This window comes from Methylocapsa polymorpha (assembly GCF_045689225.1).
In the GTDB taxonomy this organism is placed as follows: Bacteria; Pseudomonadota; Alphaproteobacteria; order Rhizobiales; family Beijerinckiaceae; genus Methylocapsa; species Methylocapsa polymorpha.
In genome coordinates this window covers 3,426,829-3,448,217 of sequence record NZ_CP136862.1, presented here as the reverse complement: position 1 = coordinate 3,448,217, position 21,389 = coordinate 3,426,829, and the positions used below count along the sequence as shown (strand labels likewise).

Genomic DNA, 21,389 nt, shown 5'->3' with positions numbered 1-21,389 from the left:
GGAAAAATAGGCGGCGCTCGCGGAGCCACATCGATAGATCGTGGAGAGCGTCCCAAAAAACTTGATCCCCATTTTCGACGGGGACATGCTCCAGCTCTTTGATTTGAGCGATTCTCTTTCAACCGGCGGGGTCTGCTCGGTTGAAAGGCGCTCCAGGAAAATCATCGCAAATGGCCAAAAGCCTGCCCGTGCTGTTTCGTTCGGCATTATACGCATTCCGGGGCGGGTTTCTCATTCGTCCCTTCGTCATCGCGCTCACGCTCGGCGCCGCCGGCGCGATTCTCTCCTCATTAGAGGAGCAGACGCCCGAGATCAGCGCCTTTGTGCCGGACGTGCTGTTTCCGTCGCATGCCGATCCTCAGGTCGCCCAGGCCATTCTCACCGACATAGCCACATCGGTCATGACCGTCGTGTCGATCGTCTTCGCGATCCTTCTGATGACGCTGACCCTAGCGTCGACGCAGTTTTCCCCGCGAATCCTTGTCAGTTTCGTCAGGGATCGCGTCACGCAATGGACGCTCGGGGTGTTCCTCGGCACGTTCTCCTATTGCATCGCGGCGCTTCCGGCCGCCCGGTCGCTACCCTATGCTTTCGTGCCTGTCGCGACGGTGACGGGAGCCATGATTCTCGCGCCGGTCTGCGTCGGTTGGCTGATCTATTTCATTCACCACATTTCGAACGCCATCAGCGTCAACCATATCGTCGATCGCATCAGGCGGGAGACCGAGCTGGTCATCGATGCGTCGATGCCCGATCAGCGTCGGCCTTCGCAGCTCGCCGAGGCCTTCGGAGTCTTTCCCGAAAAGCTGGAGTTCGTGATCGCGAGTCGGCAATCCGGGTACATAAGATTTGTCGACATCGACCGCCTTCGCTCGCTCGCCAAATCCTACCGGATCTGCCTGCGCCTGGAGCGGCGGGTTGGCCATTTCGTTCCGGAAGGCGTCGCATTGATGCGGGTTTCGCGCGGCGATCGCATCGCCGAGGAGCGAACGCTCCAGCTTCTCGCCGCAATCGACATCGGCCCCACCCGCACCATGCAGCAGGATGTCGAATTTGGCATTGTGCAAATCGTCGACATAGCGCTGAGAGCGATCTCGCCGGCTATCAATGATCCGACCACGGCGATCAGCTGCGTCGATCAGCTCAGCTGCATCTTGATCCGCTGGATCGGCCGCGCGCCGCCGCGCAGCCATTTCTACGATCCGCCGCATGTGCTGCGCGTCGTCGTTCCCTGGATCAATTTTAGCGGGCTGCTCGACTTGGCGTTCGAACAGATCCGTCACTATTCCGTCGCCGACGCCGCGGTCAGCCTTCGGCTGATGCGGGCGCTCGGCGATATCGCCAGCACGGTTGACGAGCCCGCAATCCGGCTCTGTTTGCTCGAACGCGGCAAACGATTGATCGCCGGCTGCGTCGAACGCCTCCAGGAAGATGATCTCGAACGGCTGCGCCAGCGCTTGTCCATGCTCGAATCGGGGACCGCCCTTGAGGACTAATGTCGCGGCCGCCGGTGCAGCATTGACAGCGGCGGCGCAGCCGGATCAGGATTCGTCGCTCTGGAAGACGAAGTGAAAACCGGCTCGCTCAGGCGGGCCGGACCAATGCGCAGATTCCTCGATCACGGCGGGAGAGACATGCGGCTACGCGCCGATATCTGGGTCGCAGCCTATCTGCGCCGCTGCGGATGTGAGGGCGCCTATGCGGTCCTGCGCCGTCGCGGGTCGGCCGAGGCAGGCGCAATCTTTGTCAAGATCGACCGGCTCGACGGCGCCGCCGCCCTATTTGGCCCGGCGCCTTCAGGCGAGGCGAAGGAGGGCCAGGATCGCCTTTTCGCGCGGCTGCATCGCGATCCCTGGATCGATCCGGCGGAAGCCGAGTTGAAGCTCGCCCGCGAAATCCATTTCGACCCGGATATCTGGATCGTCGAAACGGAGGATCGCCAGGGCCGCTGCTTTCTCGATCTCGCCGCCTGACCGCCTAGCTCCGATTCGAAATGACGCCGCCTTCCAGGGCGCAACATGCAGACTCGCCGCGCATGCTGGAGCGCCCCATCTATGTCGGCGTCTACGCGGCGATGATCTTGAACCTTCGTCCGATTGACAAACAGGTCGCCATGCAGGCATCATTCACTGGCTACCCTATAGAAAATATATAGAAACCTACCGTGAAGCATTCACCTCTTTGGGAGGAAGATCGATGATCTCTCGTAGACTTGCCGCCTTGGCCTTGAGCCTCAGTCTCGCGGCGTTTTTCGCGCCGCGCGTCTCCTTTGCCGCGGAAGATCACATAGCGGAGGCGATTCAGCACACGAACCAAGCAATTGATCATGGCAAACAAGGACATGGCAATATACTCGCCACCCATGCTCAAGTCGCGCTGCAGCATGCCGAGGCCGGAGAGAAGGAAAAGGCCAATCCTCATACGGAAGCCGCAATCAAGGACCTGAAGGATGCGGTCGAGGAAGGCAAGGCGGACCATGCCGAAGCCGCGACCAAATCCGCCGAGTCGGCCTTGGCTCATCTCAACCAGGCGAAATAAAGCAGCCGCACAGGCTTGAAACATGCGCTTCGATCGCGGGCAGGAAGAAACTCCTGCCCGTTTGCCATTGATGGGCCGGATGGTCTGACGGAGGGCGGAGCGATCTAATCGGGAACGCCGCTCAGTCTCCCCGCCTCTCGGCGACATGATTGCTTGGCCGCGCCCATCAGCCCGTGGCAATAAGGGAGATGCGGCCAGGCGGACCGGAAACGCGAATGACCTTTCCAGGCGTCGATGACATCGCGGAATTGTTCCCGCCGATCGACGAAGCGCGCTGGCGCGAACTCGTCCGGCGCGCTCTCGGCGGCCGAGGCTTCGAAACTCTCATCTCGACGACGCCGGAAGGCCTGCCGATTGAGCCGCTCTATCCGCGCTCCATCGCGGATGCTCCGCGCGCCTTGCGGCAGAGACCCGGCGCTTGGCGGATTTCGCAAAGAGTGGATCATCCCGAGGCGGCGACGGCGAACGCCATGGCGCGCGCGGATCTCGAAAACGGCGCCGACGCCCTTGCCCTCGCCATAGCGCAAGCCCCGGCGGCGCGCGGCTTCGGGGTTGCGATCGCAAGCGAAAGCGATCTCGACGACGCGCTCGCCGGAGTAGAGCTCGATCTGATCTCGCTGCGGCTCGACGCCGGCGCCCGCGCCCTCGAGATCGCGCAATTCTTCCTGGCGCTCGCGCGAAAGCGGCGTCTGACCTCCGCCGCGCTTGACATCGACTTCGGCCATGATCCGATCGGTCATTTCGCGCGTTCGGGCGTCCCGGCCGCCGCATTTGCCGAAATCGGACGCGAGGCGGCCGAGGCGAGCAAGGTCCTGCGCGACGCGGGTTTCGCGGGGCGTCTCATGCTCGCCGACGGTCGACCCTATCACGAAGCTGGCGCGGGCGAAGCGCAGGAGCTCGCCGCTGCGCTCGCGACCGGCGTCGCCTATCTTCGGCTTCTCGAATCCGCCGGCCTTTCTTTGGAGGGGGCGCGCGACGAAATTGCCTTTCTTCTCGCGGCTGACTCCGATGAGTTTGTGACCCTCGCCAAATTCCGCGCCCTTCGGCGGCTCTGGGCGTGCGTCGAGACCGCTTGCGGCCTCGCGCCGAAACCGATCCGGCTCCATGCCGAAACCGCGTTCAGGATGATGACCAAGCATGATCCGTGGACAAACATTCTCCGCGCGACGATGGCGGTCTTTTCGGCCGGCCTTGGCGGCGCCGACGCCATTACTGTTTTGCCTTTCACACTCGCCCTCGGCCTGCCGGATGATTTCGCGCGCCGCATTGCGCGCAACACGCAATTGCTGCTCGTCCACGAGGCGAGTCTCGCGAAGGTCATCGATCCCGCCGCGGGCGCGGGCAGTTTCGAGAAGCTGACCGAAGAGCTCTGCGCGCGCGCCTGGGCGCTGTTTCAGAGGATTGAAAAATCCGGCGGCATGATCAGGAGCCTCGAAGTGGGCCTGCCGCAAGAGGAGATCGCGGCGACCGCTTCAGCCAGACGGCAGGCGATCGCGCATCGCGCTCAGGCCATCATAGGCACGAGCGCCTTTCCCGATCTCGCCGAAGCGCCGGTTCGCGTGCTGGCGCCCGCCCCCGATGTTGAGAAGCCTGCGCCAACGGTGCTCCAATGCACGCCCCTGCCCTCGCAGCGAGACGCCGAGCCTTACGAAATTCTGCGCGCCGCCTCCGAAGCGGAGCGCGCGCGAACCGGCGCGCGGCCGCGAGTCTTCCTCGCCAATCTTGGGACCGCTGAGGGCTTTTCGCAGCGCTCGAACTTCGCCCGAAACCTGTTCGCGGCGGCTGGATTGGAGGCTTTGAGCTGCGCCGGGTTCGAGACCGCTCAGGAGGCGGCCGAAGCCTTCCGCGACGCGCGCTGCCGAATCGCCTGCATCTGCGCGGCCGAGGCGGTTCAAGCGGAGATGGTCGCCGAAACTGCGTGGGCGCTCGCTGCGGCGGCCGCTGGACGCATTTACCTCGCCGCCCAGCCGGACGAAGCGGAAACCGCCTTACGCGACGCAGGAATAGCCGATTTCATTTATCCCGGATGCGATGCGCTGGCGATTCTGGAGCGCGCGCTCGCAAGTGCTGTTTGTGATAACTGACCAATTTTCTTAGATCATTGGACGCGCAGGTCGCCGCATCATTTTGACATGCGGCATTTTAGCGCAGGTCTGACCAGCCATCCACCCTCAAATTGCTTTAGTGTGCTTCACTGCTTCATACGAAGCATGAAAATGCCACATTTTTTCCTTGTACCTTAATTGTGGAGAGCGAGCGCTTCGTCACTCCGCCTGAAATTGCATTGGCGCCGAGAGGCCGAAAGGAGGAGTGAGAATGAGCCTGGTCCGATATCCACATATTTTCGCCGCGGCGCTTTGCGCTGTGAGCATCTTGCCTGCCGCGACAACGGCGAATGCGCAGCACAAGCTCGCCTCCGTCGAAAATCACGATGGGGTTTACGCCGTCGACATCATCACCGAGGTAGGCTCTTGCGACAAAGCCTATCATTGGACGTTCTCCGTATCCGGCGGGCGCATCAGCTCCTCCAGCGACGCCATGATGCAGGCCAGCGGTCAGATCGACCGGCGCGGAATCGTCTCCGTCGCGTTTCGTCGCGACGCCAATGTCGCCCATGTTGCGGGTAAGGTCATAGGCGCCTCCGGCTCCGGCACCTGGTCTTCTCCGACGCTGCAATGCGGCGGCTCCTGGCGCGCCGCCCGGCAAAGCTGAAGACATCTCGTCCTACAAGATCGTCGCAAGGCCCAAGCGCAATCCCTTCGCGCAGGGATTGCGGCCGCGACGAAAGCGATGGCCGCTTAGCAGGCAACGCCCTATAATTCGGCTCACCCGCGGTCTATTCGGCCGGGAGGATATGCCGTGAGCCGCATTCCCGATTTTTCCGAGCTGGCCTTCACGCAAGCGGCGGTCGAAGCCGACGCAATCTCGCACAAAGATTGGCTGACGCCCGAAGGGATCGCGGTAAAGTCGATCTACTGCGCAAAAGACCTCGAAGGTCTCGACTGGCTCGATACGTTTCCGGGCGCCGCGCCTTTTCTTCGCGGCCCCTACCCCACCATGTATGTCGAGCGGCCGTGGACCATCCGCCAATATGCGGGCTTCTCTACGCCCGAGGCCTCGAACGCCTTCTATCGCCGCAATCTCGCCGCCGGCCAGAAGGGGCTTTCGGTCGCATTCGATCTTCCCACGCATCGGGGCTATGATTCCGATCATCCGCGCGTGGCCGCCGACGTCGGGATGGCCGGCGTCGCGATCGATTCGATCATGGACATGCGGACGCTCTTCTCCGGCATTCCGCTCGACAAAATCTCGGTGTCGATGACCATGAATGGCGCGGTCCTGCCAGCGCTCGCGCTCTACATCGTAGCCGCCGAGGAGCAAGGCGCGCCAATGGCCGAACTCTCCGGCACAATTCAGAACGATATTCTCAAAGAGTTCATGGTGCGCAACACCTATATCTATCCGCCCGAGGCGTCGTTGCGCATCACCGCCGACATTTTTGCCTTTTGCGCGCAAAATATGCCGAAGTTCAATTCGATCTCGATCTCCGGCTATCACATGCAGGAGGCCGGCGCTTCGGCCGATCTTGAACTCGCCTACACGCTGGCTGACGGCGTCGAATATATCCGCGCCGGGATCAGGGCCGGTCTCGATATCGATCAATTCGCGCCGCGTCTCTCGTTTTTCTTCGCCTCCTCGATGAATTTCTTCATGGAGGTCGCAAAATTCCGCGCCGCGCGGCTCATTTGGGCGAAGCTCGCGAAAGGCTTCAACCCGCAATCAGAAAAATCCCTCGTCTTGCGCACGCATGCGCAGACCTCCGGCTGGTCGCTCACCGCGCAGGATCCTTTCAACAATATTATCCGCACGCAGATCGAAGCGATGGCCGCAACGCAAGGTCATACGCAATCGCTGCACACGAATGCGCTCGACGAAGCGCTTGCGCTGCCTTCCAATTTTTCAGCCCGCATCGCGCGCAATACCCAGCTCTTCCTGCAGCAAGAGAGCGGCGCGACGCGCATCATCGACCCTTGGGGCGGCTCATTCTATGTCGAACGGCTCACCGCCGAACTCGCGTCAAAAGTCTTGGCCCATCTCGAGGAGATCGATGCGCTCGGCGGCATGGCGAAGGCGATTGAGGCCGGCGTTCCAAAACGCCGCATCGAGGAGGCCGCCGCGCGGACGCAGGCGCGCATCGACAGCGGCGTTCAAGCGGTGATCGGCGTCAACATTTTCAAGCTGGAGGCCGAGGAGCCGATCGAGGTTTTGAAAGTCGATCCGGCGGCTGTGCGGGCCGAGCAGATCAGGAAGCTCGAACAATTGAAGTCGGAGCGCGACGGGAGGCTTGTTGCGGAAAAGCTCGATGCGCTGACCGAAGGCGCCAGGGGCCGCGCCAATCTGCTCGGGCTCGCCGTCGAGGCCGCGCGCGCCAAGGCGACGGTCGGTGAAATATCCTTCGCGCTTGAAAAAATCTTTGGCCGCCATCGCGCCGAGATCAAGGCCGTCGCCGGAGTCTATGCGCAAGAGGCTGGCCCAAATTCGGCGGCCATCGCCCGTGTGAAAAGCCTGGTCGCCGCCTTTGCCGAGAATGACGGGCGCAAGCCGCGCATCCTCGTCGCCAAGATCGGCCAGGATGGGCATGATCGCGGCCAGACCGTGGTGGCTTCGGCGCTCGGCGATTTCGGGTTCGAGGCCTTGATCGGCCCTCTATTCGCGACGCCCGATGAGGTCGCCCGCCAGGCGATCGACGCCAATGTCCATATCGTCGGCGTCTCGTCGCTCGCCGCCGGACATCTGACGCTGGTTCCGCAATTGCGCGCGGCGCTGGAGCGCGAAGGCCGCCCCGACATCATGATCGTCGTCGGCGGGGTCATCCCGCCGCAGGATTTCGCAGCGCTGGAGGAAGCAGGCGCCGCCGCGATTTTTCCGCCGGGGACGGTCATCCCCGACGCCGCCGCGCGCCTCATCGAGCTGTTGAACGGGCGGCTCGGCTATCAGCAGAAAGAGGCGGCCGCGTAAGCGACATCATATTTCGCCGAGCTTCACCGCAAATCCAGGCGCGCTCTCATGAGTCAGGACATCGCCGGCGCGCAAAAGCTCCACCGCGCTCCATCGCCCATCGATTGGATCGCGATGCACATGAGTCTCGAGCTTCGCCGCATCGATCACCCATAATTCGCGCACGCCATATTTGGCGTAGAGCGCGGCTTTGACGCCCTTGTCCCTTGCAAAGGTCGCGTCGGCCACTTCTACGGCGAGCAAAATGTCAGGACCACGCACCTTCGTCGTGTCCATCATCGGAAAGATCGAAAGATCCGGCTCGAGGATCGTGACGCCGGATAGATAAAGGCTTGTCTCGACGCCGAGTTGAAGCCTATCCGGCAAAGCGCGCGAAAAAGCCCGCACAAGCGCCAGCTTGACCCGCTCATGCGGGTAATTCTTCGCCTGCATGAGGACGATCTCTCCCTCGATTAGCTCGAAGCGCTCGTCATCGTCGAGAATGCCGACCTCCTGCATGCGCAGAACCTCATCCGCCGTGAATGCGCGGCGGGGAAAGCCTTCCCCCAATTGAGTAATGGTCTCCGGCATCGCTAAATCTCCGCGCGCAGCCTACCATCGCGCAATAAACTCAACAAACCGCAACGAGCGCCCCGAGCTCTCGTCGTAGCTCCGCCGGATCGTTGAGGCGCAGCCGCGCTTCGGTCGCATTCTCCGGCGGCCCGACTCGGACGGATAGTCCGCCCTTTTCATTGACGAGCCGAAATCCCTTTTCGTCGGTCAGATCATCGCCGATGAAGACCGGCCTGCGTCCGAGGAAAGGCGGCGCCTCCAGTAAGGCCGCGATGGCGGCTCCCTTATTATATTGACCCTGCTTGAGCTCGGCGACGAGCTTGCCCTCCTGCACCGCAAGGCCGCCTTGCGCAAAGCCAGCGAGAAAGGCCCGGACCTCGCCTTCAAGCTCCGGCCTCTGCCTGAAATGGATGGCGAGCGTCGCCCCCTTGTCCTCCAATCGGGCGCCCGGATGCGCGGCGACGAAATCGCGCAATTTGGGCCGCGCTTCGTCCATGACAGCGCTTTCCGCGCACGTGCGCGATCCATCCGGGAACCGGATTTCCGCGCCATGCAGCCCGGCGGCGGGAAAAGCCAGCGGCGCGAAAATGCGGTCTATGTCGTCGACCATCCGGCCGCTGACCAGAGCCAGCGCGCCCCCGGCGACGGCGGCGAGCGCCACAAGCAGCAGGCGCAGGTCCTCATCCGAGATGACATCCTCCGGCCGCGGCTTGATCTCGAGCAGCGTGCCGTCGACATCGAAGAAATAGGCGCAGGAAGACCCCGGCGCCAGTTTCGCCAGACCGCCGGGCGGCAAGGGCTCGGGGCGAGCGGCCAATATCTTACCAAACCCCGGTGTTCGGCATGGACGCCCAGGGCTCCTGCTTCGGCTTCGAGGCGCCCTTCTGCAGAAGCTCAATTGAAATATTGTCGGGCGAGCGGATGAAAGCCATTGCGCCGTCGCGCGGCGGGCGGTTGATGGTCACGCCCGCTTTCATGAGCCTGTCGCAAGTTGCGTAAATATCCTCGACGGCAAAGGCGAGATGGCCGAAATTCCGTCCGCCGCTATAGGCCTCGCTATCCCAATTATAGGTCAGCTCCAGCAGAGGGGTCTTGAACTTCATCGCGCGATCCAAATCTCCGGGCGCCGCCAGATAGACCAAGCTATAGCGGCCGGTTTCATTTTCGACCCGACGGACCTCAACAAGGCCGAGCTTATCGGCATAGAATTCGAGCGATTGCGCGAGGTCCGCGACGCGGACCATCGTATGCAGATATTCCATGTTCGTTCCCTCTGGAGGCATTTGATCCGATCTCGCGATGATCAAATCGATCGACCGCCGGCGAATTAGAGGCCCAGCATAGGCATTGGATGATATATAGCACACGAGCCGGCGTTGGCGCCCAATGGGAGCCTCTGCTAAATCCTTTGGCGTGGGGCCCGGACCCTTGGTGCGGACGCCTTCGGCGATGCGGCGGGAAAAGGCGATGACCGAAGCCAATCGGCTCAAGGAAAGGGCGGCGCTGGCCTCGATCGCCGCGAGCTCCCTCTTGACGCTCGGCAAGCTTGTCGCCGGCGTCAGTTCGGGCTCGCTGGCGATTCTCTCCGAGGCCGGCCACAATCTCGCCGATGTCGCATCGACGGCCCTCACCTATTTCGCGATCCGGATTGCGAATAAGCCGGCCGACGAGGATCACCACTATGGCCATGGCAAGGTGGAGTCCTTGGCGGCGCTGGTCGAGACAGGGTTCTTGTTCGGGCTCGCTGTCTACATCCTCGTCGAGGCGGTCAGGCGGCTCTCCAGCGACGACGTTCGCGTCGAAGCCAATGCGCTCGCTTTCGGCGTCTTGATCGTCTCCATCATCGTCGATCTCGTGCGCTGGCGTTCGCTGCGCCGGATCGCGACGGCGACGCGAAGCGAAGCGCTCGCCGCCGACGCCCTGCATTTTTCAAGCGATATCGTGAGCTCGGCCCTGGCGCTCTGCGGGCTCGTCGCCGCCCATTATGGCTATCCGCAAGGCGACGCCGCCGCGGCTTTGGGAGTGGCGGCTTTCGTCGCGGTCGCCGGATATAAGATCGCGCGGCGCACGGTCGACACTCTGACCGACGCGGCGCCGAAAGGCCTCGCCGAGCAGGTGACGTCGATTGTGCGCGCGGTGCCGGGCGTGATCGACGTCACGACGGCGCGCCTGCGTCCGGCCGGCTCCGAGGTGATCGGCGATATTTCAATCAAGGTCGCTAGGACCCTGTCGCTTGAAAAAGCCGCGGCGATCAAGGCGAATGTCCTCACGGCGATCGCCGGAGCGCACCCTGAAGTGGCCGTCACCGTCGCGACGCAGCCGATCGCGCTCGACGATGAAACCATGCTCCAGCGGGTTTCGCTCATCGCGGCAAAACGTCATGTTCAGGTGCATCATGTGACCCTGCAAGAGATCGACGGTAAAACCTCGATCAGCTTCGACGTCGAGCTCGACGGCCGCATGACGCATGGCAACGCCCATGCGATCGTCTCCGGGCTCGAGCGCCAGATCCGCCAAGAGCTCGGCTATGACATTGAAGTCGAGACCCATATCGAGCCGCAGGAGCCCCGCCAGTTGCAAGGTCATGACGCATCCGCGGCGACCCATGCCGAAATCACGGCGGCGCTTGCGCGAAGCGCGCCCGAAGCCGGCGCCATCCGAGACGTCCACAATGTCAGGGTCCGGGAAACGCCGGCTGGATTGGTCGTGAATTATCATTGCCGCGTCAATCCTGAGCTCAGCGTCGACGAGGTCCACGAACGGGTCGACGAACTGGAACGCAAGGTGCGCGATGACTTTGCCGAGATCGTCCGAATCGTCGGCCACGCCGAGCCGTTGCTGGCATGAAGACAAACGTCGATCGCGCCGCGGGCTCGGCGCCCTTGCCCATGCTCATCGGCCTTTTGCGGACGCGGCGCTTCGCGCCCTTGTTCTGGTGCCAGTTCTTTTCCGTCTTCAACGACAATTTCGTGCGCAACATGCTCGCAATGCTGATCCTGTTCAGGCTCGGCGAGGCGGACGCCGGCCCGCTGATCACGCTCGCGGTCGGGATCTTCATGCTGCCCTCGCTCTGCCTCTCCGGCCTTGGCGGCGAAATGGCTGACGCGCAAGACAAGGCTCGGCTTACGAAACGTTTGAAATTCGCTGAAATTCTCGTGCAGGTCATCGCCGCCATCGGCCTATGGCAGGCCTCCTTGCCGCTGCTTTACACGGCCCTGTTCGGGCTCGGCGTGATCTCGGCCCTGTTCGGCCCCATCAAATATGGCATCCTGCCCGACCTTCTCGAACGGCATGAACTGGTCGCCGGCAATGCGCTGGTCGAGGCCGCGACATTCATCGCCATTTTCCTGGGGCTGATCGCCGGCGGCCTGTCGGCGGTGGGGCGCACGCCCGAGGGAACCATGGCGCAGCTGATGGCGATCGCTCTCGCCTGCTGGGCGGCGAGCCTTTTCATTCCCTTGACCGGACGCGCCGCGCCGGACCTGCGGGTGAACCCCAATGTGTTCGCCTCGACGCGAGACCTTTTGCGCGAGGTCAAGCGAGAGCCCTGCCTTTGGAGCCGGAGCATGGCGGTCTCCTGGTTCTGGATGACCGGGGCGGTGACGCTTTCGCTCGTGCCGGTCGTGATCCGCAACAAGACCGGCGGCGGCATTGGCGTCGAGACCGCGATCAGCGCCTTTTTTGCGCTTGGGATCGGGATCGGCTCCCTCGCCGCCGCGATTATCGCGCGCGGACGCATTTTGCTTGCGCCGGTTCCTCTCGCCGCGCTCGGAATGGCCGGCTTTCTGATCGATCTCGGCCTGGCGACCTGGAGCCTTCCGACGGCGACGACGGAAATCGATATTCCAACCTTCCTGAGCTCGGCGATCGGCGTCCGCATCGCCTTCGACGTCGCGGGCCTCGCCACAGCCGGCGGGTTGTTCGTCGTGCCCCTGTTCACCGCGATCCAGGCCGACGCGGCCAAGCACATGCGCGCCCGCATCGTCGGCGGCGTCAATATCCTCAACTCCGCCTTCATTGTCGCTGGGGTTCTTCTCACAGTCGTCCTGCAAAGCAAGAGCGTCGGTCTTTCCGAGCCCATTCTCCTCGCCGCGCTCGGCGTTTTGAATCTCGGCGCGGCGTTTTATGTTTGGAAGACGGTTTCCCGCAAGGCTGACTAATCAGGCTTGCTTTTGAAACCGAGAGACATTCGTGAGCGAGTCCGGCCGCCGTTGGAAATGTACGACGGCGCACATCGGCGTCCGCGACGGAATGGCAGCTTGTTCTTCGTGGTTTAGGCGAATGTCGCCGACACACGGAGGATCAAAAATATGAACGCCACCAAATTTATGCTTTGCGCCATCGGCGCGACGATCATGATTTCCGCACCGGCGTTTGAAGCCGCGGCGCGAACCGTCGACGGGACCAATGCAGCCGGGATTGGCGTTTCCGATTCACTCATTGCTCGGCCGGTCTTTGTCGGCCAGCGCGCCTCGATCGACAACCGGTCCGCATCCACGGGTAGCCGGGTTGCGATCAATCCTCAGCCTTTGCCTCCTAGAGAGGATGAGGAATAAGACAGCTCCGGGCCGCTCGCGCGAGCGGCCCGCCCATCACTCCGTCATGGATGATGGACGCCGGGCGCTGTGGCGGACCCCATGAATAACGATCTCGTCCTCGGTCGCGTGATAGAAAATCAGTAGGGATAGAGAGAAGCCACCACGCTGCGCAGGCGGCCGAACCCGGGGCCTGTCAAGTCGAGGCAGGACTGAGAGAGAGAAGAGTGCGAGGCGTTTTACGTGCACAAGCCAGCGGTGCGGGGCGTGGCCTGACGACTTCTTGCCGGGCCACAAATTCGGTATGGCGAGATTCAGAAGGGGCTGCCGACTACACGAGACACTCACTCGCGGCCACCGGCAGATACTCAAACCCAGCCGCGACCGAGGCGTAAAAACGATGCACGCCGTCCAAAACCCGATATTTAAACGGGGGTGTCGATATGTCGGCCAGTGACGGCAAGACGAGAATCGGAACCGGCTCGATCTCATCGTCAGCCACGAAGCCCTTTAGGATGCGGATTAGCCGGTCGCGCTCAAAGCCGCGAAAATCTTTCGGGTATTCGGGGAAACGGAAAGGCGGCTCGATGTCCCGCAAAGGGATCGTGTGCGTAACGGCGGCCGTCGATCGATAGGCCGGGCTTGACGGCTTGAAACCGGTTATGCCGGCGTCTTTCCACCAGTCATCGGGGATTTCGAACTCGGCCGGCAGTCGAGGAAAGGCAAATCGCATGCGTGGATTTTACCCCAAGTAAAGCCTACGATATACAGTCGACGGTTTAGGTCCCGTTGACGCAACGCAGACCAAATTCGCGAAATAACCTTCCACGAAACCCTCAATGCGTCTCGCGCAGGAAAGTCCCGAAGGCGCGGGGTCCGTCCCCAACCGGCATTTTCGCCGTCACCTTGAGCGTCTCGGCATTGATCGCCCAGACTTCATTCGAGAACCAGTTGGCGACATAGACGCTCTTGCCGTCGGCGCTGGTCTCGATCCCTTCGGGATAGTCGCCAACCGAGATCCGCTGCACGGGCCGTAGCGTGTCGAGATCGAAGATCGATACGGTCCCGCCATATTGGTCGGTGGTGAAGCCGCGTCCCTTGGCCAAGGCGACGGCGTAAGGGCGCTTGCCGACCGCGATCGTTCCGACGAGCTTGCGCGAGGCAAGATCCACCACCGACACGTCGTCGCCTTCGACATTGGCGGTATATGCGCGCTTGCCCTGCGGATCGATCGTCACGCCGAACGGATGCGCGCCGACCTTGACGGCGCCGAGCCGGGTGAAACTCGCCGCGTCGATAATCGAGATTTGATCGTCGTCGCGATCGGCCGTCGCGATCAGCCTGCCGTCCGGCGTGAAGGCCACGCCGGACGGCGATGCGCCGACCGTGACCGTCGCGATGATGGCGCCTGTCGCGGGATCGATCTTATAGAGCTGCGGCTGATAAAATCCGGCGACGCAGATAAAGCCGCCCGCCGGATCGACCGCGATCCCGAGCGGCGTATCGGGCATTGGAATGCGCCGCACGATTTTTCGCGCGGCCGCATCGATCACCGAGACATATTTGCCTTCCGGACTCGTGACGAAGGCGGTCTTGCCGTCGCGCGCCATGGCGATGCCGGCCGGCTTGCCGTCGACCTTGATGCGCGCCACGACCGCGCTCGTCGCGAGGTCGAGGACGCTGACCTCATCGCCGCTCTGCTCGGTGATGAAGGCTTCGTCCGCGCAAACCCCGAGCGCGCAGAGAAGCAAGGCCGCGCCAGCGCCCGCCAGTATGACGCCGGCGCGGCGCGCGTAACCGCCTCGCCTCGCCAATCGCCTCACTTGCCGGCCTCGACCTTTTTCTTCAAATTCTCCAGGCCCGCGCGGTATATTGTCGTTACCGCCTTCAACGCCGCCTCGTCGTTCAGCTCCGGCGGCGGATCATTATTGGGATAGCCGCGATAGAAAGCGCCGCGCCATTCGACGGCGCTGTTGCCGCCCTCGGCCGGAAGCACAATGATCGTCGAGGAATAGTTGTTGACCGGCAGAACCTTCACGTCGACATTGTCGATGCGGTAGGAATAGCTCTTTTCGGCGGCGTCATATTTATAAAGGCTTTCGTCGATCGTTGCGCCGCTGTCGAGAACGATCTGGCGCTTGGCGACATCCGGTTCATTGCCGCCTGCGCCTTGCGTCTTGGCGACTCCGGGGAGCCAGCTCAGGTCATGGAAATCGCTGATCGCCGCCCACACTTTCTCCGGGGGGGCGTTGATCTCGATTTTCTCGGTGACCTTTTGGCGCGACGGTCCATGCGCCCATAGCGCGCTTGGCAGAACCGATGCGATCAGGGCGACGCCGATCCAAATATATTTCGCAGCTCTTCCAGCCATTCCTTCACTTCCCTATTTACGCCAACGGTCATGAGGGACGACCGTCGGCTCCACTCTGGAATTTTCGCCTTTTCATGAAATTCGAGCGAAAATTCGAGAAAGGAGCCCAATATAAGCCGAGGCGCTGGAGGCCGCGATCCGGCTTCGGGGCGGACTTTGCGCCTCGTCCCTTGAGCGCCTATGATCTGCGCCAACAATCTTGCGGCGAGGAACCGCCCTCGTCGCCTTGCAATTGAGGTTTTGATGCGTACCGACAGCGCCGAGCCCGTTCGCCTGAAAGACTACAGGGCTCCAGATTATCTGATCGACAAGGTCGATCTCGATGTCAAGCTTCATGCAACCGCGACCAAAGTCGTCTCACGCCTCGCCGTCCGACCGAATCCGAAAGGGCGGCCTGGCGCGTCGCTGGTTCTCGATGGCGACGGGCTCGTGGCGAAGCGGATCGCGCTTGATGGCCGGGAGCTTGATCTCCAACGTCTGGATCCGGCGACGGCGCTCTTGACGCCGGATCAGCTGACCATAATCGCGCCGCCGGATCGCCCTTTCACGCTGGAGATCGAAACCGAAATAGACCCCTCGGCCAATACCCGCCTGATGGGCCTTTACCGGTCCGGCTCCGCCTATTGCACCCAATGCGAGGCGGAAGGGTTTCGCCGCATCACTTATTTTCTCGATCGGCCCGACGTCTTGAGCGTCTATACGGTGCGACTGGAGGCGGAACTCGCCGAAGCGCCTTTGCTGCTCTCGAACGGAAACAAGATCGCCGAGGGCAAGATTGAAGGAACGTCGCGCCATTTCGCGCTCTGGAGCGATCCGTTTCCGAAACCCTCCTATCTGTTCGCGCTCGTCGGCGGCGATCTCGGCTCCATTCACGATGAATTTACCACAAGGTCCGGGCGCAAGGTCGCCCTCGGCATTCATGTCGAACATGGCAAGGAGGCTTTCGCCGCCTATGCGATGGACGCCTTGAAACGGTCCATGGCCTGGGACGAGACGGCGTTCGGACGCGAATATGATCTCGACATATTCAATATCGTGGCCGTGTCCGATTTCAACATGGGCGCGATGGAGAACAAGGGGCTCAATATCTTCAACGACAAATATGTGCTCGCTTCGCCTTCGACCGCCACCGATACGGATTACGCCCATATCGAGGCGGTGATCGCGCATGAATATTTCCACAATTGGACCGGGAATAGAATCACCTGCCGCGACTGGTTCCAGCTCTGCCTCAAGGAGGGATTGACGGTCTTCCGCGACCATGAATTCTCCTCCGACATGCGCTCGCGCCCGGTCCATCGCATCGCCGACGTGCGCGCCTTGCGGGCGCAGCAATTTCCCGAGGACGCCGGGCCGCTCGCCCATAATGTGCGGCCGGACGCCTATCTCGAGATCAATAATTTCTACACGGCGACGATCTACGAAAAAGGCGCCGAAATCATCCGCCTGCTGAAAGTGCTCATCGGCGACGAAGCCTTCCGCAAAGGCATGGATCTTTATTTCGACCGCTATGACGGGACGGCCGCCACGATCGAAGATTTCATCTCATGTTTCGCGGAAACGGCGCAGCGCGATCTGACGCAATTCTCGCTCTGGTACAATCAAGCCGGAACGCCGCTGGTCGAGGTCGCCGCCGCCTATGACGCCGCGGCCAGGACTTTCACGCTGGATTTTTCGCAATCCTGCAAGCCGACCCCCGGTCAGGATGTGAAAGAACCTTTCGTCATTCCCATCGCGCTCGGGCTCGTCGCCGAGGGTCATGGCGATCTGAAGCTCGCTGCGTCGGACAGCGACGGCGCCAGCGTCGCGGAGCTTTCGCGCGGCGTCATAGAGCTCACGACGGCGCAGCGACGGATCGTCTTCACCAATGTGGCGAGCCGCCCGGTCCCCTCCCTGCTCAGAGGCTTCTCCGCGCCTGTGCGCCTCAATTACGCGGCGAGCGAGAGCGATCTGCTCACGCTCATTTCGCATGACAGCGACAGTTTCAACCGCTGGCAGGCAGCGCAGACCTATGCGAGCCGCCTGCTTCTGCGCTCTGTCGAACTCGTCCGCGCCGGCGGCGTCTCTATCCGCGACGAAAGCTTCAGCGGCGCGCTTCGCCGCGTGCTTGAGGACAACGCCGACCCGGCGTTCGCGGCGCAGGTGATCACCCTGCCGAGCGAGGCCGATATCGCGCGCGAAATTGGCCAGGATGTCGATCCGGACGCGATCCATGTCGCCCGCGAGGCGCTACGCAAGGCGATCGGGCGAGATCTGCGGGAAATCCTCCTCGCAACCTATGCGCGGCTTGCCGAGAACGCCCCCTATTCGCCGGACGCAGCCGCCGCCGGGCGCCGCGCTCTGCGCAACGCCGCGCTTGATCTCTTCGTCGCCGGCGATCCGGTCGAGGGCGCGAGCCTCGCCGCGCGTCAGTTTGAGAGCGCCGATACGATGACCAACGAGATCGCCGCTCTCGGCGTCCTCGCCCATACGCCCGGCAGGGAGCGCGACGCCGCGCTCGAAGCTTTCTACCGCGCCCATGAGGGCGATGCGCTCGTCATCGACAAATGGTTCGCGCTGCAGGCGATGATCCCGGAAGCCGACGCGCTGAACCGCGTGAGAAGGCTCATGGCTCATCGGGCTTTCTCGATCGCGAATCCGAACCGCGTGCGCGCGCTCATCGGCGCCTTCGCCGCCGGAAACCAGACCCAGTTCAACGCGCTCGACGGAAGCGGCTATGATTTCATCACCGGGATCGTCGTCGATCTCGATCGAAAAAATCCGCAGGTCGCCGCGCGCCTTCTCTCGGCTTTCAAAAGCTGGCGGACGCTCGAAGCCAAACGGCGCGGCCTCGCCGAAGCGGCCTTGCGGCGGGTCGCCGGCGTTGGAACGCTCTCCCCTGATGTGAAAGACATCGCCGAGCGCTCCCTCGCGTAGACGAATCTTGAAGGGTTATCGCCGGAGAGGATCGCCGACCTCGGCGCGTTCTCGCCCGGCGAGACCGCCTAGCTTGTCGCGCTGAATTCCAGGATATGCCCATGACCGAGCAGCTGTGGACCAATATTGACAAATATATAACGGATCTTCTGGTCCCGGCCGATCCGGCGCTCGACGCCGCGCTCGACGCGAGCAACGCCGCGGGCCTTCCGCAAATCGCGGTGGCGCCGAACCAGGGCAAACTCTTGCAATTGCTCGCCCACATCCAAGGGTCGAAAAAGATCCTCGAACTTGGCGCGCTCGGCGGCTACAGCACCATCTGGCTCGCGCGGGCGCTGCCGCCGGACGGGCGCCTGATCACGCTTGAAGCCGACCCCAAACATGCCGAAGTCGCGCGCGCCAATATTGCGCGCGCCGGCCTCGCGGACATTGTCGAGCTGCGCCTCGGCCGAGCGCTCGACACGCTGCCGCAGATTATCGCCGAAGGGCTCGGGCCGTTCGACCTCATCTTCATCGACGCCGACAAGCAAAATATCCCGGCCTACTTTACGTTCGCGCTCAAGCTCTCCCGGCGCGGCAGCCTCATCATCGTCGACAATGTCATCCGCAACGGCGCGGTGATCGACGCAAACAACGCCAGTCCGGATGTTCAGGGCGTGCGCGAATTCAACAAACTGCTCGCCGCCGAGCCGCGCGTCAGCGCCACGGAAATTCAGACCGTGGGCAGCAAGGGCCATGACGGTTTTGCGCTCGCCCTCGTCACCGCCGACGCGTAGCGCATGCCTGGGTGCTATCCAGCCGATCAGGATAGTTCCGTCTTTGATTTTAAAGCAGATTGTCCCCCTGTGACGGACCTCTTCGGGCATCCGTCACAGCGAACCGGCTTGAACGCCGCCGCCAATTGAGGCGACGCAATTCACGTTTTTGTCGTGATCACATTTTGTCTTCACGGTTCATTAAACTCTGGACAAAACGCCAAAGTCAGACTCAGATGGTCTCGATTCGGAGAGATGCGGCACATCGCTCCGGTCAGTTTCGAGGGGGCCTGACATGGCGCGTGCAAACGCGGCGCATGCTGCTGCGCAAGCGGCGGCGACGCATGGACTTGCCGATCGGCAGGGCCTTGCAACGACGACGACGCAACTCGCGTTTCTCCGTTTAGCCAGGCTGGAAATTTGGGTGCGGCGCGGCGTTCCCGCCATGGTCGCCCTCTTTATCGGGACGCTCGCCGCGATCACGGCGACGATGACCCGCGACGCCTATGATCGCGCCATATCGGACGCATTTTCAGATCTTGAACTGGTCGGAGCCGTCGTCGCCGACGAAGTTGGCGCAGCGCTGAAAGGATCGACTGGCGCGGCCGCGGAAACCCAGCTTGCGCAAGCGGTTCCGGCGCGCGTCCTGGCGCGGGGCCAGCAGATCCTCGTCAGCGATCTCGCCGGGGACGTCATCGCGGCCTATCCGGCGGCGCGCGGATTCAGCGGCTCCCTCACCGATTATCTCGGGCCCTCGCAGCCCTTGACCATCTTCGCCGAAAAGGCCGGCGTGCTGCGCATCAGCCTGGCCGACGGCTCGGAAGCCTTGGCGACGGTTCGCACGCTGGAGGCGCCCTTCGGCCAAATCGCCATCGTCCATCCCATATCCGCGGTTCTGGCCGAATGGCGCGCCAACGCCTTTCGCATCGCCGTGCTTTTGTTCTGCACGGTTCTCGTGCTCGTCGCCTTGGCGCTCGCCTATTTCTGGCAGGCGTCCCGCGCGCGCGAGGCCGATCGAATTTGCGAAAGGGTGCGCGACCGCATCGACACCGCGCTCAGCCGGGGCCGCTGCGGCCTCTGGGACTGGGATCTCGCGCGCGGGCGGATCTACTGGTCCGACTCGATGTATGAGATCCTCGGCATGACGCCGATCGGACAGTTCCTCTCCTTTGGCGACATCAATGCGCTGGTCCATCCTCAAGACGACGACCTCGCGACGATTGCCGAGATGCTGACCGCTTCGCAGGCCGACTCGGTCGATCACGCGTTCCGGATGCAGAACGTCAAGGGCGAATGGATCTGGCTGCGCGCGCGAGCCGAGGTCGTGCGCGATCGGCCAGGCGAAGCGCTCCATCTCGTCGGGATCGCCGTCGACATTACTGAGCAAAAGGCGCTCGCCGAGCGCACCGCCACGGCCGACATGCGCCTGCGCGACGCGATCGAGACAGTGTCGGAAGCCTTCGTTCTTTGGGACGCCGACAATCAGCTCGTCATGTGCAATTCCAAGTTCCAAAAATTCCATAATCTGACGAGCGAAGCGGTCCGCGCCGGAACTCCCTATGCGCGAGTCATGGCGGAAGGGACGCCGCCTCAGATTCAGGCCGAGATCGCGCTCGGCGAGCGGCCGCTGGCCGGCGCGCGCACCTATGAAGCCCGCCTCGGCGACGGCCGCTGGCTGCAAATCAACGAGCGCCGCACCAAGGACGGCGGCTATGTTTCGGTGGGGACCGACATCACCGCGCTGAAACGCCACGAAGAACAATTGATGGATAGCGAGCGCCGCCTGATGGCGACCGTCGCGGACTTGCGCAAATCCCGCCAAACCCTGGAAATGCAAGCGCAGCAGCTCGCCGATCTCGCCGAGAAATACTTGGAGCAGAAAGCCGAGGCCGAGACCGCCAACCGGGCCAAATCGGAATTTCTCGCCAATATGAGCCATGAGCTTCGAACGCCGCTCAACGCCATCATCGGCTTTTCGGATTTGATGCTGCAGCAGACGTTCGGCGCCCTGGGATCGCCGAAATATATCGATTACTGCAGCGATATAAGCCAAAGCGGCCAGCGCCTTCTCGGCGTGATCTCGGACATTCTCGACATGTCGCGCCTCGAAGCCGGCCGGGTGCGATTGCAAAAGACCGATTTCGAGATCGACGGCGCGGTTGGCGGCGCGGTCGCCGCGATCGACGCCATCGCCAAAGAAAAGGAAATCACGGTCGTCGCCGAAACCTTGCCGGACAAGCGAATCCACGCCGATCGCGCCGCGCTCGAGAAAATCTTGACGATCCTTTTGCGCAACGCGGTCAAGTTCACGCAAAATCACGGCCGGATCAGCGTGCGCACGCGCATCATCCAGGGGGCCTTGAACATTTACGTGGAAGATAACGGCATAGGCATTCCCGCCGCGCCCTTGGCCCGGCTCGGCCGGCCGTTCGAGCAATTGCAAGGCTCCCTCGACAATGGGATGAAGGGCTCCGGGCTAGGCTTGGCGATCGCCCGATCGCTCGTCGATCTGCATGGCGGCTCGATGCGCATCCGCTCGTCGGTCGGCGCTGGCACGATCGTCCTCGTTCATATTCCAGGCTCGCGCGACGCGCCGAAGCAAAAGTTGCTCCTCGCGGCGGCCGCAACGCGGCGGCCCGCACCGCCACTGAAGATGCGCGCCGCAGGTCGGGGATAGAGCAGACCGCCTTAAGCGGACGCGCA

At 62.6% G+C, this 21,389-nt stretch carries 18 protein-coding genes; 12 read left to right on the top strand and 6 right to left on the bottom strand.

What is annotated here, in order from left to right; translation table 11 throughout:
- Nucleotides 1-170 precede the first annotated feature (170 nt).
- The 6 genes from RZS28_RS15880 (at nt 171) to scpA (ending at nt 7,557) form a co-directional block, all read left to right on the top strand.
- Nucleotides 171-1,496: a DUF2254 domain-containing protein gene (locus RZS28_RS15880; protein ID WP_407338704.1), complete on the top strand. Its 1,326-nt coding sequence runs from the start codon at nt 171-173 to the stop codon at nt 1,494-1,496.
- 138 nt (nt 1,497-1,634) lie between these two features.
- Complete coding sequence (locus tag RZS28_RS15875; protein WP_407341148.1) at nt 1,635-1,973, top strand: DUF1491 family protein; 339 nt, start codon at nt 1,635-1,637, stop codon at nt 1,971-1,973.
- 223 nt (nt 1,974-2,196) lie between these two features.
- Nucleotides 2,197-2,538, top strand: coding sequence for a small metal-binding protein SmbP (gene smbP, locus RZS28_RS15870; RefSeq protein WP_407338703.1), 342 nt, complete (start codon nt 2,197-2,199; stop codon nt 2,536-2,538).
- A 248-nt stretch (nt 2,539-2,786) separates the two neighbouring features.
- Nucleotides 2,787-4,622, top strand: coding sequence for a methylmalonyl-CoA mutase family protein (locus RZS28_RS15865; RefSeq protein ID WP_407341147.1), 1,836 nt, complete (start codon nt 2,787-2,789; stop codon nt 4,620-4,622).
- A gap of 232 nt (nt 4,623-4,854) precedes the next feature.
- The gene (locus RZS28_RS15860) at nt 4,855-5,250 is read left to right on the top strand and encodes a hypothetical protein (RefSeq protein WP_407338702.1); all 396 of its coding nucleotides are present in this window, start codon (nt 4,855-4,857) and stop codon (nt 5,248-5,250) included.
- Nucleotides 5,251-5,397: 147 nt separating this feature from the next.
- The gene (gene scpA, locus RZS28_RS15855; protein WP_407338701.1) at nt 5,398-7,557 is read left to right on the top strand and encodes a methylmalonyl-CoA mutase; all 2,160 of its coding nucleotides are present in this window, start codon (nt 5,398-5,400) and stop codon (nt 7,555-7,557) included.
- Nucleotides 7,558-7,563: 6 nt separating this feature from the next.
- Here the strand turns inward: scpA and RZS28_RS15850 are convergent, their stop codons facing one another.
- From RZS28_RS15850 to RZS28_RS15840, 3 genes are read right to left on the bottom strand one after another with little or no spacing between them, the layout of a single operon-like run.
- Nucleotides 7,564-8,127 carry a Uma2 family endonuclease gene (locus tag RZS28_RS15850; protein WP_407338700.1) on the bottom strand — a complete coding sequence of 188 codons (564 nt, stop codon included), beginning with the start codon at nt 8,125-8,127 and terminating at the stop codon, nt 7,564-7,566.
- A gap of 40 nt (nt 8,128-8,167) precedes the next feature.
- Nucleotides 8,168-8,926 (bottom strand): trehalose-phosphatase, encoded by a 759-nt coding sequence (gene otsB, locus RZS28_RS15845; protein ID WP_407338699.1) that lies wholly within the window; start codon nt 8,924-8,926, stop codon nt 8,168-8,170.
- Between the two features lie 4 nt (nt 8,927-8,930).
- Nucleotides 8,931-9,371 (bottom strand): VOC family protein, encoded by a 441-nt coding sequence (locus tag RZS28_RS15840; RefSeq protein ID WP_407338698.1) that lies wholly within the window; start codon nt 9,369-9,371, stop codon nt 8,931-8,933.
- Between the two features lie 205 nt (nt 9,372-9,576).
- On the opposite strand from RZS28_RS15840, the gene RZS28_RS15835 reads away from it, so the two are divergent.
- The 3 genes from RZS28_RS15835 to RZS28_RS15825 all read left to right on the top strand — a co-directional run bounded on the left by RZS28_RS15835 (nt 9,577) and on the right by RZS28_RS15825 (nt 12,665).
- Nucleotides 9,577-10,956 (top strand): cation diffusion facilitator family transporter, encoded by a 1,380-nt coding sequence (locus RZS28_RS15835; protein WP_407338697.1) that lies wholly within the window; start codon nt 9,577-9,579, stop codon nt 10,954-10,956.
- On the top strand, nt 10,953-12,269 hold the full coding sequence (locus RZS28_RS15830; RefSeq protein ID WP_407338696.1) for an MFS transporter: 1,317 nt from the start codon (nt 10,953-10,955) through the stop codon (nt 12,267-12,269). Before RZS28_RS15835 ends, RZS28_RS15830 begins: the two co-directional genes overlap by 4 nt.
- Before the next feature lie 150 nt (nt 12,270-12,419).
- Complete coding sequence (locus RZS28_RS15825; protein ID WP_407338695.1) at nt 12,420-12,665, top strand: hypothetical protein; 246 nt, start codon at nt 12,420-12,422, stop codon at nt 12,663-12,665.
- Between the two features lie 310 nt (nt 12,666-12,975).
- Here the strand turns inward: RZS28_RS15825 and RZS28_RS15820 are convergent, their stop codons facing one another.
- The 3 genes from RZS28_RS15820 to RZS28_RS15810 all read right to left on the bottom strand — a co-directional run bounded on the left by RZS28_RS15820 (nt 12,976) and on the right by RZS28_RS15810 (nt 15,015).
- Nucleotides 12,976-13,377, bottom strand: a complete 402-nt coding sequence (locus tag RZS28_RS15820) for a ParB/Srx family N-terminal domain-containing protein (RefSeq protein ID WP_407338694.1) — start codon at nt 13,375-13,377, stop codon at nt 12,976-12,978.
- Nucleotides 13,378-13,480: 103 nt separating this feature from the next.
- Entirely contained in the window at nt 13,481-14,458 is a 978-nt protein-coding gene (locus RZS28_RS15815; RefSeq protein WP_407341146.1) for a YncE family protein, read from the bottom strand.
- 5 nt (nt 14,459-14,463) lie between these two features.
- Nucleotides 14,464-15,015 carry an SRPBCC family protein gene (locus RZS28_RS15810; protein ID WP_407338693.1) on the bottom strand — a complete coding sequence of 184 codons (552 nt, stop codon included), beginning with the start codon at nt 15,013-15,015 and terminating at the stop codon, nt 14,464-14,466.
- A 243-nt stretch (nt 15,016-15,258) separates the two neighbouring features.
- Between RZS28_RS15810 and pepN the strand changes: the two genes are divergently transcribed.
- From pepN to RZS28_RS15795, 3 genes are all read left to right on the top strand, one after another.
- Entirely contained in the window at nt 15,259-17,931 is a 2,673-nt protein-coding gene (pepN, locus tag RZS28_RS15805) for an aminopeptidase N (protein ID WP_407338692.1), read from the top strand.
- 101 nt (nt 17,932-18,032) lie between these two features.
- A complete protein-coding gene (locus RZS28_RS15800) occupies nt 18,033-18,707 on the top strand; it encodes an O-methyltransferase (RefSeq protein ID WP_407338691.1) in 675 nt (224 codons plus the stop codon).
- A gap of 274 nt (nt 18,708-18,981) precedes the next feature.
- Nucleotides 18,982-21,363 carry an ATP-binding protein gene (locus RZS28_RS15795; protein WP_407338690.1) on the top strand — a complete coding sequence of 794 codons (2,382 nt, stop codon included), beginning with the start codon at nt 18,982-18,984 and terminating at the stop codon, nt 21,361-21,363.
- Nucleotides 21,364-21,389 lie beyond the last annotated feature (26 nt).